General features: G+C 63.4%; 14 protein-coding genes and 2 pseudogenes. 6 read left to right on the plus strand and 10 right to left on the minus strand.

The window, feature by feature from the left end; all coding sequences use genetic code 11:
• The 4 genes from HTS88_RS21265 to HTS88_RS21280 form a co-directional block, all read left to right on the plus strand.
• Positions 1-695 (plus strand): FAD binding domain-containing protein (locus tag HTS88_RS21265; RefSeq protein WP_343045049.1); only part of this gene is annotated, 695 nt, incomplete at its 5' end.
• Positions 696-938: 243 nt separating this feature from the next.
• Positions 939-1,145: a hypothetical protein gene (locus HTS88_RS21270; protein WP_174182078.1), complete on the plus strand. Its 207-nt coding sequence runs from the start codon at positions 939-941 to the stop codon at positions 1,143-1,145.
• A complete protein-coding gene (locus HTS88_RS21275) occupies positions 1,142-1,582 on the plus strand; it encodes a cupin domain-containing protein (RefSeq protein ID WP_174182080.1) in 441 nt (146 codons plus the stop codon). The genes HTS88_RS21270 and HTS88_RS21275 overlap by 4 nt, the downstream gene beginning before the upstream one ends.
• Positions 1,583-1,993: 411 nt before the next feature.
• A complete protein-coding gene (locus tag HTS88_RS21280) occupies positions 1,994-2,317 on the plus strand; it encodes a hypothetical protein (protein ID WP_174182082.1) in 324 nt (107 codons plus the stop codon).
• 303 nt (positions 2,318-2,620) lie between these two features.
• Here the strand turns inward: HTS88_RS21280 and HTS88_RS21290 are convergent, their stop codons facing one another.
• From HTS88_RS21290 to HTS88_RS21305, 4 genes are read right to left on the minus strand one after another with little or no spacing between them, the layout of a single operon-like run.
• Positions 2,621-3,121, minus strand: coding sequence for a DUF1097 domain-containing protein (locus tag HTS88_RS21290; RefSeq protein ID WP_174182084.1), 501 nt, complete (start codon positions 3,119-3,121; stop codon positions 2,621-2,623).
• Positions 3,122-3,161: 40 nt separating this feature from the next.
• Positions 3,162-4,196 (minus strand): NAD(P)-dependent alcohol dehydrogenase, encoded by a 1,035-nt coding sequence (locus HTS88_RS21295; protein WP_217432810.1) that lies wholly within the window; start codon positions 4,194-4,196, stop codon positions 3,162-3,164.
• Positions 4,193-5,014: an iron-sulfur cluster assembly protein gene (locus HTS88_RS21300; RefSeq protein ID WP_174182086.1), complete on the minus strand. Its 822-nt coding sequence runs from the start codon at positions 5,012-5,014 to the stop codon at positions 4,193-4,195. Before HTS88_RS21300 ends, HTS88_RS21295 begins: the two co-directional genes overlap by 4 nt.
• On the minus strand, positions 5,011-6,057 hold the full coding sequence (locus HTS88_RS21305; RefSeq protein ID WP_174182088.1) for an amidohydrolase family protein: 1,047 nt from the start codon (positions 6,055-6,057) through the stop codon (positions 5,011-5,013). Before HTS88_RS21305 ends, HTS88_RS21300 begins: the two co-directional genes overlap by 4 nt.
• Before the next feature lie 161 nt (positions 6,058-6,218).
• On the opposite strand from HTS88_RS21305, the gene HTS88_RS21310 reads away from it, so the two are divergent.
• Positions 6,219-7,724 carry an AAA-type ATPase lid domain-containing protein gene (locus tag HTS88_RS21310; RefSeq protein WP_174182090.1) on the plus strand — a complete coding sequence of 502 codons (1,506 nt, stop codon included), beginning with the start codon at positions 6,219-6,221 and terminating at the stop codon, positions 7,722-7,724.
• Positions 7,725-7,769: 45 nt separating this feature from the next.
• Here the strand turns inward: HTS88_RS21310 and HTS88_RS22060 are convergent, their stop codons facing one another.
• The 5 genes and pseudogenes from HTS88_RS22060 to HTS88_RS21320 all read right to left on the minus strand — a co-directional run bounded on the left by HTS88_RS22060 (position 7,770) and on the right by HTS88_RS21320 (position 11,787).
• Positions 7,770-8,234: a hypothetical protein gene (locus HTS88_RS22060; RefSeq protein ID WP_217432814.1), complete on the minus strand. Its 465-nt coding sequence runs from the start codon at positions 8,232-8,234 to the stop codon at positions 7,770-7,772.
• 106 nt (positions 8,235-8,340) lie between these two features.
• Positions 8,341-8,445 (minus strand): annotated as a pseudogene (locus HTS88_RS22540) (2-oxo acid dehydrogenase subunit E2); the annotation flags it as partial.
• Between the two features lie 46 nt (positions 8,446-8,491).
• Positions 8,492-8,784, minus strand: a pseudogene (locus HTS88_RS22545) (2-oxo acid dehydrogenase subunit E2); the annotation flags it as partial.
• An 85-nt stretch (positions 8,785-8,869) separates the two neighbouring features.
• Positions 8,870-9,439, minus strand: a complete 570-nt coding sequence (locus HTS88_RS22075; protein WP_217432812.1) for a biotin/lipoyl-containing protein — start codon at positions 9,437-9,439, stop codon at positions 8,870-8,872.
• On the minus strand, positions 9,436-11,787 hold the full coding sequence (locus HTS88_RS21320) for a transketolase-like TK C-terminal-containing protein (protein ID WP_174182092.1): 2,352 nt from the start codon (positions 11,785-11,787) through the stop codon (positions 9,436-9,438). The genes HTS88_RS22075 and HTS88_RS21320 overlap by 4 nt, the downstream gene beginning before the upstream one ends.
• 255 nt (positions 11,788-12,042) lie before the next feature.
• Between HTS88_RS21320 and HTS88_RS21325 the strand changes: the two genes are divergently transcribed.
• On the plus strand, positions 12,043-12,525 hold the full coding sequence (locus HTS88_RS21325) for an Lrp/AsnC family transcriptional regulator (RefSeq protein WP_174182094.1): 483 nt from the start codon (positions 12,043-12,045) through the stop codon (positions 12,523-12,525).
• A 189-nt stretch (positions 12,526-12,714) separates the two neighbouring features.
• Here the strand turns inward: HTS88_RS21325 and HTS88_RS21330 are convergent.
• On the minus strand, positions 12,715-13,235 hold a 521-nt coding region (locus HTS88_RS21330), incomplete at its 5' end, for a Tn3 family transposase (protein ID WP_174182096.1).

Genomic DNA, 13,235 nt, shown 5'->3' on the forward strand with positions numbered 1-13,235 from the left:
GCAGGCGGGCGCTGGTCCTGGGGGGGTCCATTGGCGGACTTACCGCAGGCCTTCTACTCAAGGAACAAGGGTTTGATGTCACGATCTTCGAACGGACGCCCACCGAGTTGGGTAATCGTGGAGGCGGCATCGTCCTTCAGCCTGACACCCTTCGATGGTTCAGGGAACGAAGCACTATCACCCCTGAGGACGTCAGCACTTCCACGCAGTTCCTCCGCTATCTGGGAGCAGAAAACAAGGTCATCTTCGAAGAGAAGGCCGAGTGGCATTACAGCTCCTGGAGTGTCATGTACAACTCGCTGCTGGCGGACTTCGGGCGAGAAAGCTACGTCCTGGGCGAATACGCCGTCGGGTTCGATCAGGACCCCGAGGGGGTCGATGTCCGCTTCGTCAGCGGCAGGACAGAGCGCGCCGATCTCGTGGTCTTCGCGGACGGCATCACCTCCGTAGGGCGGAAGCGCCTTTACCCCGACGCCGGCCTCTCCTATTCGGGTTACATCGGCTGGCGCGGCACGGTTCTGGAAAGCGACGTCTCCCCCGAAACGGCAGAGTTACTGGGCAGCTCTTTGACATACTCGGTGGGCCCGGACACCCACATCTGCATGTACCCGATCCCGGGCCCGGACAACGGCTTCGAAGTTGGCAAGCGCCTGCTCAATTACCCGCCAAAGCAGCCGCAGACGCCTGGGCCCTAGCCGCGGCTCTGAGCGAAAACGACAACGTCGCAACAGCCTTGGCCAAGTGGGAACCAGGACAGCTTCAGGTCGGCCGCGACCTCATCGACCGAGTGACCAGGATGGGTGCACGCTCCCAGTTTCAAAACACGTGGACTCCTGGGGATCCGGACCTCCGGTTCGGCCTCTATGGACCCGGACAGTAGTCCCGTCCCGCGCCGCGTCTATGTGCACAAGTCTTCAACACAACCTCGGAGGGAAGCCATGCTGGCTCACGTTTATTTCGGACCTGGGCAGGCCGAGTGGCGCAACCACCCAGACCCGATAATCCCAGACGATATTTCCCCAGAAACCTTTGGCCCTACGGCCCTGATCGCCCACCGTCTGAAGCTCTCGGACGTGGAAAAGGGTTACAAAATCTTCAAAAACGCAGCCGAAACCGATGCCCTGAAAGTGGTGCTGAGCGCATGACTGAAACACGATTCCTTTCCGATCTTCCCCTCGCCGGTGAGCTCATCGGCACCAACTTCGAAGGGTGGTCCGACGAACTGAAAAAGGAGTTCGAAGAGCACGCATTCGACGGTGCCGTCGGTTCCAAGCTTCTGAGCGAAAACGACAGGGTCCGTGTCTGGGAAATCAGGCTCGCCCCGGGTGAGCGCTGGCACGTACATCGCCATGTCCTGGATTACTTCTGGACGGCAGTCAACGGCGGTCGCAGCCGCCAGCACACCTTCGACGGCACCACCCGCGATGTAACCTATCAGCCGGGAGAAACCCGCCACTTCCATTTCGGTGCCGGAGAGTACCTGCTGCATGACATCGAGAATGTCGGCGACAACGAAATTGTGTTCACCACTGTTGAGCACGTGGATTCTGAGAACGATCCCCTCCCACTGAACGAAAAGTAGCAACCGGATATCTAAGGCTCCGGGCTTCAATCACTGTGAAGCCCGGAGCCTTTCCGTCAGCCTCTCCACCACGGAACAATGCATGGGGCGAGGCGTCCGAACTCCGCTTGGCAAGACAAGAGAACGACGTCCGCTGCGATGCCCCTGACACCAACGACAGAAAGCACCACCAGACGATGACCCAAACGACGGTCGAACGCAGTACCAGGCCACTTCGATCAGCATCCTGGTCCAAAACTGCTGCACATGTCATTGTCGACAGCCTGCTCGCCCACGGAGTCAAGAGGGTGCACGTCGTACCCGGCGAGAGTTTCCAGGACGTTCTCGACGGACTGCACGGATCGGTGATCGAGACCATTCACTGCCACAAAGGAAGCCAACGGTGCCCCGATCATTCGGACGACCGTTGCTGTGGGCGGTGGCATCGCCGCCGTCCGCCGTGGCCAGCTCCGCTACCTGGCCAGCGTCGAAGAAACATTGACCACCGGCATATATCCCTTCCAGGCTCCGCTGGCCGAAGGCTGGGGGGTGACCAGCTTCGAGTTCCTTGACCCCACCACCCATCCCGTCTATGCGCTGCGTCCTGCGGACCCACTTCAGGTGACATGGGGCTTCTATTCACCGGAGGCATCGTTCTGCTACCCCAGGGGCGAGGGCCCGTGGGAGAGCAGCCCTAAGACCCGCTGCACGTCGCGGATCACCAGTGAGGGTGGCTCTCCTTCGCAACAGAACTAAGTTCAGCCCCGCGGCCGGGGTGAAACGACTGACATAGCAGCTGTCGGCCGTTGGGGTGGCGCATGGTTTTCACAGGAACCGGCACCATTTCAATGGCTGTTTTTGTTGAGAGATCTTACCGGGACCGCCAGGCCGTCACCCGAACGGGCATTCTGCGTTGGTTGCATCGGTGAAGTCCTTGGCGATTTCGGGCCAGGCCTCCGCGTGCTCCGGTTTGACCTGGGATTTTGCGGTGATGAAGATCAATTTCGGCTCCTTCGTGGGCCGCCCGGATCGAGACGGCCCGGTCGGCCGAGATGACGGTCAGGCTGTCTGCACTGGATGGTTAGGATCGCGGGCTCCTGCGGCAGCCTCTGGTTTGATGAGGAGTCGCTGCAGCCGGTCGCCGATGAGTGCCGAGGCCCAACCCAGGCCTGCGCCGATCACGAGCGCCGCTACGGTGGGCCAGAATGAGAGCGCTGTGCCGAAAAACGCAGCAGTGCCGGCGAAAGCTCCTGGAATGAATGACAGCGGGGCCCATCCTGCCTGCAGACACATGGCCAGGGCTGCAACGCCCACGCCGACGGCCAGGACGCCCGGGAAGTCCGCCACGGTGGTCAGCAGCGCGACAAGCCAGCCGTAGACGACTCCTGACAGATTGGCCGCCAGGCCGTTTCTGAATCCGTGGGCTCCTCCGCCTGCGGCGAAGAAGCATGCCCAGGCTATGAAGGCCACCCAGGTGATGAGGCCCAGTTCGATGCTTACTTGTGTCCAGATGCCGGCCAGTATGCCGACAGATAACCCCACGCCTATGTACGGTTTCATTTCATGCTCCTTGTGATGTGTTGAAGTCCGGGTGAGCTTTTCAGGGCACGAGAATGGCCCGGCCGCGCACCAGGCCTGCTTCGAGGTCGCTGATCGCGTGCTGGAAGTCGTCCAGGGTGTATTTCTGGGTATGGAGGGTGACGGCCCCGCGTGCGGCGAGGGCCATGAGGTCCTGCAGATCGTTGTAGGAGCCGACGAGGTTGCCGATGATGTTAATCTCGGCTGAGACGATGTCGATGGTGGGGACGTTGATGTTCTCGCCGTAGCCCACGACGTAGTAGTCCCCTGCCTGGCGCAGCATTGCAAGCCCTTGAGCGGTTGCGCCGCCTTCTCCGACGAAGTCGATCAGCGCCTGGGCGCCCTTTCCGCCGGTGAGTGCGAGGACTTGGTCGATCTGCGACCCGTCGGCGAGGACGCCGGCGTCCGCGCCGATCTCTCTTGCCAGGTCCAGGGCGGCGGCGCTGCGGTCGACGACCACGATTCGGGCGGGGGTGAGTGCTTTGAGGACCTGGATTCCGATGTGTCCCAGGCCCCCGGCTCCGATGACCACGCAGGTGTCCCGGGCTGTCAGCCGCTTGGCTGCTTTAGCGGCCGCGTGATAGGCCGTCAGGCCGGCGTCGGCCAGGGCGGCGACGTCGGCCGGTTCCAGGGCATCGTCGATTTTGACGACGGAGCGCGCGGACGTCAGGACGTACTCGGCGTACCCTCCGCCGGTGTCGATGCCGGGGAATTTGCTCTCCTCGCAGTGCACATCGTCGCCCGAGCGGCAGGCTCGGCACAGGCCGCAGGTGATGAGCGGGTGAAGGATGACTTTGTCCCCTTCCTTCACGTTGGTGACGGCGCTCCCGACTGCATGGACCCAGCCGGCGTTTTCGTGGCCGATCGTGTACGGCAGGTGGACGTGGGACTTGTCAGCCCACTGGCCCTCCAGGATGTGCAGATCCGTTCGGCACACTCCGGCCCCGCCGATTTTGACCACGACGTCCAGGGGGCCGGTGACGCTGGGGACCGGCACTTCGGCCATCTTGAGTTCCTGGTGGTAGCCGACCACTTGGACGGCTCGCATGGTGTTCATTGGTGGGTCTCCTTGACTGTAAAGGGAAGTTGTTCGTGGTTGGGGGTGGCTTCGGCGCCTTCGGGCCGGGCGGTCTGGTCTGCGCCGGATCCGTCATAGCGGGTGCGGAGCAGGCCGCGGCAAAAGTGGGCGTTTCCGTCAATGGAAATGCGTGTCGAGCGGGCACGGCGCAATGCCATGGGCACCGCCTCGGCGGGGTAGGGGTGGCCTTCGTGGTTGACCAGGACAATCGAGTTCGTTCCTCCCGGCAGGCCGAGGGCGGTGCGTCTGCGCAGCAGTGCCTCTTTGTTCCTCCCCTCCGGAAGGTCCCAGAGACGCACGTTCCCCATGTCCGTTTCCAAAAGGTCGGGGTCGGACCGCAGGAGTTCGGTGAGGCATCGTTCCATGGCGGCCGTGTGTGCCTTCCGGCGGAATGTCCATCGCAGTTCCTCCAGGCTGTCTTCCGCCTCGTGCTTGAACGTGCCGCGGTAGCCGGCGTCGGCGGCTAAGCCGGCATTGATGAGGTCGGAGTCGTGGTGGTCGTCGAGTTCGACGGTAACGCTCGCCACTCCTTTGAGTGCCGTGATGACGTCCTTGCTGTCGGAGGCCATGAGGTAGGCAAAATTCGGTGAGCAGAACGAGGTGGGCAGGCGCAGATGAAGCCTCACAACGGCACCGTCACTGCCGGCCGCGACCTCCAACGAGCGGACGAATCCAAGGTCCGTGATCGGCTCGTCGAGTTCTGGATCGAGAACGGCGCCCAGCGCAACGCGAACGTCTTCTTTGGTGACCCTGCTGGTCGCCCGGGCCGCGCAAGGTTCCGCGTGGACGGCAGTCATCGGACGCCGGCCAGGTCGGCCCGTTCCGGCTGGCGGGGTCCGGTTGCGGTCTCTTCTGCGTTCGGTAGTTGGAGCTCTGCGGGGACGGGGATGTTGTACATCTTGGCTGCGTTGAGCCCGAGGATCTTCTTCTTCTGAACTGTCGTGAGCGGCGCGTACTCCGTCATGTCCTCCGGGATCTGGAAATCGACGAACCGCTCGATCAGCCAGCGTGGCGTCCAGAGTGCGTAGTCACTGGAGAACTGGATCCGGTCCTCCCCGATCCAGTAGATGAGCTCGCCGATGATCTGGGCGAAGTATCGGGGTCGGGTGTGCATGAACGGCATCGCGACGGCCAACCCGCCGTGGACGTTGGGCTCCTGGGTGGCGATCCAGCAGAAGTCTTCGAGCCGGGGCAGGCCAACGTGTTCGACGATGAAGTTGAGGTCAGTGAAATCCGAGGCGGCGTGGTCGACGTCCGCGACGTCGAAGGCGTCCCGGTCCAGCGGGCGGATGGTGGGCCCCTTGTGGATGTGGATGTTCTTGATGCCGAGCTTGCGGCACTCCTCGAAGTACCGGTACGACCATGGGTCCGAGAGCTTGTAGCCCCGCGATTCCCCATGCCATTCGGCGGTGTAGAGCTTGACGCCGGTGAAGTTCATTTTTTCGTGGTCGGCCCGCAGCCGGTCGAGGCCGGCCTCCCCGTGCCGGGGATCGTAGCAGTGGTTGTAGGTGAGCTTGTCCGGGTTGGCGGCCGCGAGGCCGTAGGCCTCCTGGACCTGCGCGAAACCGTTCTTGTAGAATTCTCCGAGGTAGGCCGGCTGGAAGATCGCGTGATCCACGTAACCGTCGTCGAACAGGTCTTTCATGAGGCGTTCGCCGCCTTGGTAGAGGTACTCCTCGTAGGACCACTGCTCCGCCTCCGGGGAGAGATTGCGGTGATAGTCGTAGAAGCAGTCGATGAACTGCTTGCCGTGAATGTTGCGCTGGTTCTCCGGCCGGGCGTCCCATAAGGCGATGTGGGCGTCCACAATGAAGTAGTTTTCGCCGTCTTTGCTGTACATGTCTGGTCTCTCCTTCCGCGACTGCCATAGTCGCGTCCCCCATGACGTTAGGCCCGGTCAACGGCTCCAGGCGTGTGACTGGTGTCTCAATTTGAGACACGCCATGCGGCCGGGACTCCCGGCTCGCAGTATTCTCGAGTGACAGAACCAAGGAGGCGGCAATGGCGCCGAACCAAGATGAACGACTCGCCAGGCTGGCCCGCGAGGCCCAACCTGGCCAGATCATGACTGCCGCCAAGCGACTCCTCGCGTCATGGCAGCGCAGTGAAGAATATGGGGTCTCGGCCGAAACCGCAGAACCGGCGTGGGCCGGTAACATCGAGAGCGATTCGCTGTTCTTCCAGTGCGGGCGCGAAGTCCTCACCGGGCTGCACAGCACGTTGGCTAACGAACCTCTCAGCCTCATGCTCACCGACGCAGACGGGCTCGTCCTCAACCGGTTCAGCGGCGACACCTCGCTTTTGCGGGCACTGGACAAGGTGTACCTGGCACCAGGCTTCGCGTTCTCGGAACGGGACGCCGGAACGAACGGGTTGGGGCTTGCCCTAGCCGACCGCACGCCCACACTCGTGCGGGCCGAGGAACACTACAGCGCCAGCCTACGAACCTACACGTGCGCCGCAGTTCCCGTGCTGGATCCCGTCACCGGCCGCCTGGAAGGCAGCGTCAACATCACCACCTGGTCCAAGTCTTCACCGGAACTCCTGCTTGCCCTGGCACAGTCCGCGGCAAGCAACACGTCCACGCTTATGCTTGCCAGGTCCCAGGGACGATCAAGAAAACCCGCACCGCGCGGCGGGGTCTTCCGGGTTCAGCGGGGCCGGTTCGAACCCGGCTCGGGAACTTTGCGAGCAATGTCATCAGTGTGGACCGACGCACTCGATCAGGCGACACGGGCCCTGGCAGCGTGCCGAGTGGTGGCAGCGGTCGGTGAGCCAGGCACAGGACGTGCCACCCTCCTGGGCCAGGCACTGCGCCAAGCGCACCCGCGCAGCCGCATCCTGTGCGCCGCGGCGCCCGCTCCCGAGGACGTCGAAGCGTGGCTGTCCCTCTGGACCCCCGAACTGGCCAAACCCGAAACCGCTGTCATCGTAGAGAACGTCGATGCTCTCCCCGCGTGGGGCGCCCAGGCTCTGCACGAGCGTGCCACCGCTGCGCTGCGGTCACTGCGGCCGGCTTCCGACGGCAGCCCTCCTGCCTTGGTTTGGGCAGTCACTTCCGATGACCTGGCCGCGATCCCGCAACCACTCGGCGCCATGGTCGACACGGTCGTATCGGTCCCGTCACTGCGGGAGCGCAGCGGCGACATTATGCCACTGGCCCGATACGCCGCCCGCCAGACCCGTCTGCGTGAGGTGGACGTTAGCTCCGCAGCGGAACGGGTACTGACCGGCTACGACTGGCCGGGGAACATCGACGAGCTTTTCCGTGTGATTCATGCCGCGTCCTTGCGTACCGAGACAATCGATGTCCAGCACCTGCCACCCGCGCTAGCCGGGCCACCCGGCCCTCATCTCACGCGAATCGAGTCCTTTGAACGCGACGAAATTGTCCGGTGCCTTTCCCGACCGGGAATCACCGTCGGGATGGCGGCCGACGAGCTTGGATTGAGCCGGGCCACCATCTACAGACGGATGGCCCGGCTCGGAATTGTGCTGCCGAGATAAGGCCTCCAACCCCGCACGAACATCGCCCGGTTGGGCCCGGATTCATCAATGCAGTCCCCAGAGTTTAGGGGTTCCGGTGCCGACCACGCTAGGTGCCGGACTGCTCCTGCAGGAAGCTGTCGAGAAGGCCCGTGTCAGGAAGCTGGGCATGGCCGACATTTCAGCAGGAACATTTACCATCTCAAATCTTGGCATGTCGATCCCGTCGCCGCCCTCGTGGATCATCACCCGACCCCATCCGCCGCTCAGATGGATCCAGATGATACTGCCGTCCCGGGTGACTTCATCAACCCATCCGGTGCCAACTACCTGGAGACCGCGGCGAAGCTCGACAAATTCCTGCGGCCAGAGGCGCTTCCACTGCTTCATGAGGAGCGTTTGGCTGGCCCCGGTAGCCGTAGGATTCTGGATGGTCAGGGCTAACAACGTTTCCTTCGCGGCCTCGCCGACGCGGTTGTAGCCCCGCCCGTTGAGGAGGACGCTGTCCCTGGACTGTTGGTGCAGGCTCATGCCGGTGCTCCTTTCGCTCTGGCGGCTGGCTTAATCCATAGCCTCTCGTTGGCCCACACCGGATCCACGGCTTAGAGATTCCGTCGGCCGCGCCTGTTTCGATGTGTGTCTTGATTTGTGAGAGGAAGCGGGCGGCGTCTGCTCCGTCGACGATCCGGTGGTCGTGGGTCAGGACCAGGTAGACAAAGGATCTGATGCCCGATACGGACATCCTCTGAGGGGAGAGGCACGACGCGTTCCACAACGGCCCCGGTGCCGAGGATTGCTGTCTGCGGGTAGTTAAGGTTGGGGGTATCGAACAGCGAGCCCCTACTGCCGGTGTTGGTGATCGTGAAAGTCCCGCCCTCCATGTCACCGGGAGTTATGCTGCCGGTACGCACCGGCCGGCGAGATCGTCCACAGCCGCGGCGATCTCGTCAACGCCCTTCGTCTGGGCATTGCGCACCACAGGAACCATCAGTCCTTTGCGCGAATCAACTGCGATGCCCAGGTTGACCGAGTCATAGTAAACGAGCTCCGTGCCACTGTTCGCGGTCGTGGTGTTGAACACCGGATAGACCTGCTGAGCCTCGACGGCGGCCTGATAAAGAACGGAAGGTAGGAGATCTTGCGACCCTCGGCCTTGTAGCTCTTTCTCATCCTGGAAACCGCGGTGACGCGTCGACCTCCACGACAGTGGTCAGCTGCGCTGTTGACTCCATCATCCTGTCCGCGATCACGCGCCGGATCGGCGTGAGCTTCTCCCGGCGCTCCCCGGCCCGGACGGCGACAGAAACGGAAGATACCGCAGGCGCGAGTGAGGACGGAACCGGTATGCCCTGGGAGGGGCCGGTGACAGAACCACCAGCTCCGGGGCCGGCTTCCGGGGAAAACGCCCTGGCGGTGGCCGACGGGTTGTCCTGGGAGGGGCCGGCCACGGGCGGCGGCTGGGGAACAGAAGCCGGCTGCGCGATCGTCAGGTGTTCGATGACGGCTAGTTCGGTTCCCTCTTCGACGGCGTCCTCCTCGTGGACGAGGATACGGACCAGCGTGCCTGAGAAGGGAACAGATATCTCGGTATCGACCTTGTCCGTCGCCACCTCGAGTAACGGCTCGCCGTCGGTGACCGGATCTCCTGGTTTTTTCAGCCAGCGCGAAAGGGGCGCGACCGTTCCGCCCGCTCCCATCGCTGGCAGAGTGAACGTCGTTGTCGTCGTGTCTGTCATTGGGTGAGGTCCAGGGTGGCGCGGACGATGCTGTCGACGTCGATGCCGTGGTAGCGGTAGACGTCGTCGATGTCACCGGCCTGGCCGAAGCTGTCTACGCCGAGGTTGCGGCTTTTGACCTGGTGCACGCCGGCGAGGAACGCGAGTGTGTGGGGGTGTCCGTCGAGTACGGTGACCATGGGAACGGCACGTTCTGGTGGCAGGATCTGGTCCAGGATCCAGGAGGGTGCGTCCTGGTTCTGTCCGTTGCGGCCCTGGAGTGCTTCGTAGAGCAGGCCCGGGCTGGTGATACATACGACGTCGACCGGGGTGCCGTGGGCCGCGAGGCGTTCGGAGGCTGCCAGTGCTTCGGGGACCAGGGCTCCCATGGTGACGATCGTCGCGGACGGGTCGGTGGCCGCGCGCAGCACGTAACCGCCGGCAACCACCTGGCGGCGGCGACGCTCACGGGCGGCCGGGTCCTCGGGCACGGCGGCCAGCTGCTGGTCGACCGGTTTGGTGGAGAGCCGCAGATATGCGGATTTGCCCTCGGGTCGGCCGAGTTGGGACATGGAGGCGAGCAGCGTCCATTCGGCGTCGATGGCGAATGCCGGTTCGTAGCTGGTGCACCCGGGCTGTTCCAACCCGATGGAGGGGGTCTTGATGGACTGGTGTGCCCCGCCTTCGGGGGCTAGCGTGACACCGGACGGTGTCCCGACGAGGATGGATTGCCCGCCGGCGTAGATACCGTAGGACCAGGGTTCGAGGGCGCGTTCGACGAACGGGTCATAGAGCACACCGATCGGGAAAAGCGGCTGGCCCCAGCGGCTCCAGGTCGCGCCGAGCTCGCCCAGGAGGCTTACCAGGTTGACTTCGGCGATGCCGAGTTCGATGTGTTGTCCGGTGGGATTTTCCCGCCAGTGCATCACGGTCTCGGCGTCGTCACTGAACCAGTTCTGGCGCTCTTCAACGGACCACACGCCGACCTTGTTCACCCAGCCGGCGAGGTTGGTACTGGAGCTCACGTCGGGACTGACGGTCACGACGCGCCGGGCGACCTCGGGCGCGGCCCGCTTGAGGTCAAGCAGCGCCCGCCCGAGTGCGGCCTGCGTGGTTGCCGTGCCCGAGGGGGTCCGGCCGAAATCAGTCGGAACTGTCGGCGGCGCCACGACCGGTTGGGTGTCGCGATGGAGGGTTTCAGCCGTTGTCCGGACCAGCTGCCCCTCGGGGCTTGAGGGGTCAAAACGCGTCCAGGGGGCATCAGGGTTCTCACCCATCCGGTCTGCGAGCTGCCGGTATTGCTCGACCGTGAGCAGCGAGGAGTGGTTCTGCGGGTGGCCCTCGGTGGGCAGGCCGTTGCCCTTGACGGTGTAGGCGATGATGACGGTCGGTTTGGTGTCATCGATCTGCGAGTAGGCCTCGCGCAGCGCGGCCAGGTCGTGGCCGCCCAGGTTCCTGATCGCCCGGATCAACACCTCATCTTCGACGCCCGCGATGAGGCCGGCGATGGCCTCACTCCCTGCGCCCTCACCCGGGAGGCGGCGGCGCAGCTCTTCGGCGGAGCAACGCAGGAGCCGCTGGTACTCCGGGTTGGACATCTCAACAATGCGTTCCCGCAGGGCATCGCCTCCGGTGCGGGCCATGAGGCTTTCCAGGAGGTGCCCGAAGCGCACGGTAATGACCTGCCAGCCGGCAGCCGCGAACAGACGCTCGAACTTGCCCGCGGCGATGTTGGGCACGACCCGGTCCAGGGACTGCCGGTTCAGATCAACAATCCACACGATCTCACCAAGATCGGCAACATTGGAATCCAGGACAGTCTCCCAGACAGCCCCCTCGTCCAGCTCGGCGTCACCGACGAGCGAATACTGGCGCCCCCGGCTCGGGACCCCGCTCACCGTCTCGGTGTAACGCCGCGAGATCGCCCCCCAGATCGGCGCCGTCGCACCGATACCGACCGAACCGGTGGAGTAGTCCACCGGGTCCGGGTCCTTGGACCGGCTCGGGTAACTCTGAAGCCCGCCGAACTCCCGCAGCGTCGTGAGGTACTTCTCCTCCAGGCTGCCCAGCAGATAATTGATCCCATGCAGCACCGGGGAGGCATGCGGCTTCACAGACACCCGGTCCTCCGGACGGAGCTGGCCGAACCAGAGCGAGGTCATGATCGTGGCGATCGAGGCACTCGAAGCCTGATGCCCGCCGACCTTGATCCCGGACACGTTCGGGCGCACCCGATTCGCGTGGTGAATGATCGAGGTCGAAAGCCACAACACACGACGCTCGATCGCGGCCAAGGCATCCAAACGCGGATCGCCGTAGAACGAAGCAGCATCCGCCGCCACATCCTCACTGACAGGGCTCAGGTTCATAAGAGTGCCTTCAACTAATAATTTTCGGGGGAAATCGAGGAGGGGTTTAAAAGACCCGTCAGGGGGTGGACGGGGAGGGGCAGCTCTCGTGAAGCTGCCCCCAGCTGACCGGTGGCAGATAGCCAGTGATCGCTCATACCGCGGCGGGGATTGCTCATAAGTCCACCATGCATAAACACTCTGCGCAAGCTGTGTTGTGTAAAATGAGCAAAATGCGCATTTGATCACCCGTACCGTTTCAGGAGACTAAGCAAAATGACCACACACCGGAAGGCTGACCCCATCGATGCGGCTTTGCTAAAAGCGCTCATCGCCGACCCTGACGCCACAAACATCGCCGTTGCCGAGTCCACGGGACTCGCCCGCAATACCGTCCGTTCCCGGCTCGCCCGATATGCGGAAGAAGCAGCGCTGCGCTCCTTCGAGCGCAGAATCGACCCCGCATTCCTCGGTTACCCACTGAGTGCTTACGTCGTTACCAAGGTCACGCAACGCAAACTGGCCTCTGTAGGCAAGGCCCTTGGCGAGATACCAGAGGTCCTGGAAGTACAGGGATTGAGCGGAGTCAGCGATCTGCTGGTCCACGTGGTCGCCCGCGACGCGGACGATCTGTACCGCATCGCCGGGCGAATCCTCGGCACTGACGGCGTCAAACGCACAAATACCGGACTTGTCATGCGTGAACTCGTCACCTACCGCATCGCGCAACTCCTGACCGCGGATGACGCCAAAAACTAAACGGCGGCCCCACGCATCCCCGTGGGTAATGACTCCTGCACCCAAATCCAGAGCGACCAGAAACTTGCGTATCGCCGGGGAAGGCGATGTTCGACCACCTCGCAGCGCGCTTGGGGTCAGGCACCGCCGTGGCGGTCACCGACCTCCCCGGGACTAGGGGCGGCTTGTGAAAAAGTGAAATATCCGACGCTAAGGTTTTGCCGAGCGTCGTAGCGGCCTGTATTTGCCGGGTTTGATGTGGTTGGCGCGGGGCCAGGTGTAGTCGCCGGTCAGGTTGATGTGTTCCCACCCCAGGGGCGAGAGGAACCGCAGCAGCTCCGGGTCAGTGGCCTTGCCGTCGCTGTTCAGGGTAGTGATGGACCGGTCGAGGTAGACGGTGTTCCAGAGAACGATGGCTGCGGTGAGAAGATTCAGCCCTGAAGCCCGGTAGCGCTGCTGCTCGAAGGACCGGTCGCGGATCTCTCCGAGGCGGTTGAAGAACACTGCCCGGGCCAGGGTGTTCCGGGCCTCGCCCTTGTTCAGCCCGGCAGTCACCTTGGGACGCAAGCCGGGATCTTGGAGCCAATCCAGCAGGAAAAGGGTCCGTTCCAGTCTGCCCAGTTCCCGCAGCGCGGTGGCGAGCCCGTTTTGGCGCGGGTAGGCACCGAGCTTGCGCATCATCAAGGAGGCCGTCACGGTGCCGGTCTTGATCGATGCGGCCAGCCGAAGGA

This window comes from Pseudarthrobacter oxydans (assembly GCF_013314975.1).
GTDB classification, from domain to species: domain Bacteria; phylum Actinomycetota; class Actinomycetes; order Actinomycetales; family Micrococcaceae; genus Arthrobacter; species Arthrobacter oxydans.

Bases quoted from the DNA above. Each gene is read 5' to 3' on its own strand.
- HTS88_RS21270 (WP_174182078.1), top strand. From the start codon at position 939: ATGCTGGCTCACGTTTATTTCGGACCTGGGCAGGCCGAGTGGCGCAAC.
- HTS88_RS21275 (WP_174182080.1), top strand. From the start codon at position 1,142: ATGACTGAAACACGATTCCTTTCCGATCTTCCCCTCGCCGGTGAGCTC.
- HTS88_RS21290 (WP_174182084.1), bottom strand. From the start codon at position 3,121: ATGAAACCGTACATAGGCGTGGGGTTATCTGTCGGCATACTGGCCGGC.
- HTS88_RS21295 (WP_217432810.1), bottom strand. From the start codon at position 4,196: ATGAACACCATGCGAGCCGTCCAAGTGGTCGGCTACCACCAGGAACTC.
- HTS88_RS21300 (WP_174182086.1), bottom strand. From the start codon at position 5,014: ATGACTGCCGTCCACGCGGAACCTTGCGCGGCCCGGGCGACCAGCAGG.
- HTS88_RS21305 (WP_174182088.1), bottom strand. From the start codon at position 6,057: ATGTACAGCAAAGACGGCGAAAACTACTTCATTGTGGACGCCCACATC.
- HTS88_RS21310 (WP_174182090.1), top strand. From the start codon at position 6,219: ATGGCGCCGAACCAAGATGAACGACTCGCCAGGCTGGCCCGCGAGGCC.
- HTS88_RS22060 (WP_217432814.1), bottom strand. From the start codon at position 8,234: ATGAGCCTGCACCAACAGTCCAGGGACAGCGTCCTCCTCAACGGGCGG.
- HTS88_RS22075 (WP_217432812.1), bottom strand. From the start codon at position 9,439: ATGACAGACACGACGACAACGACGTTCACTCTGCCAGCGATGGGAGCG.
- HTS88_RS21320 (WP_174182092.1), bottom strand. From the start codon at position 11,787: ATGAACCTGAGCCCTGTCAGTGAGGATGTGGCGGCGGATGCTGCTTCG.
- HTS88_RS21325 (WP_174182094.1), top strand. From the start codon at position 12,043: ATGACCACACACCGGAAGGCTGACCCCATCGATGCGGCTTTGCTAAAA.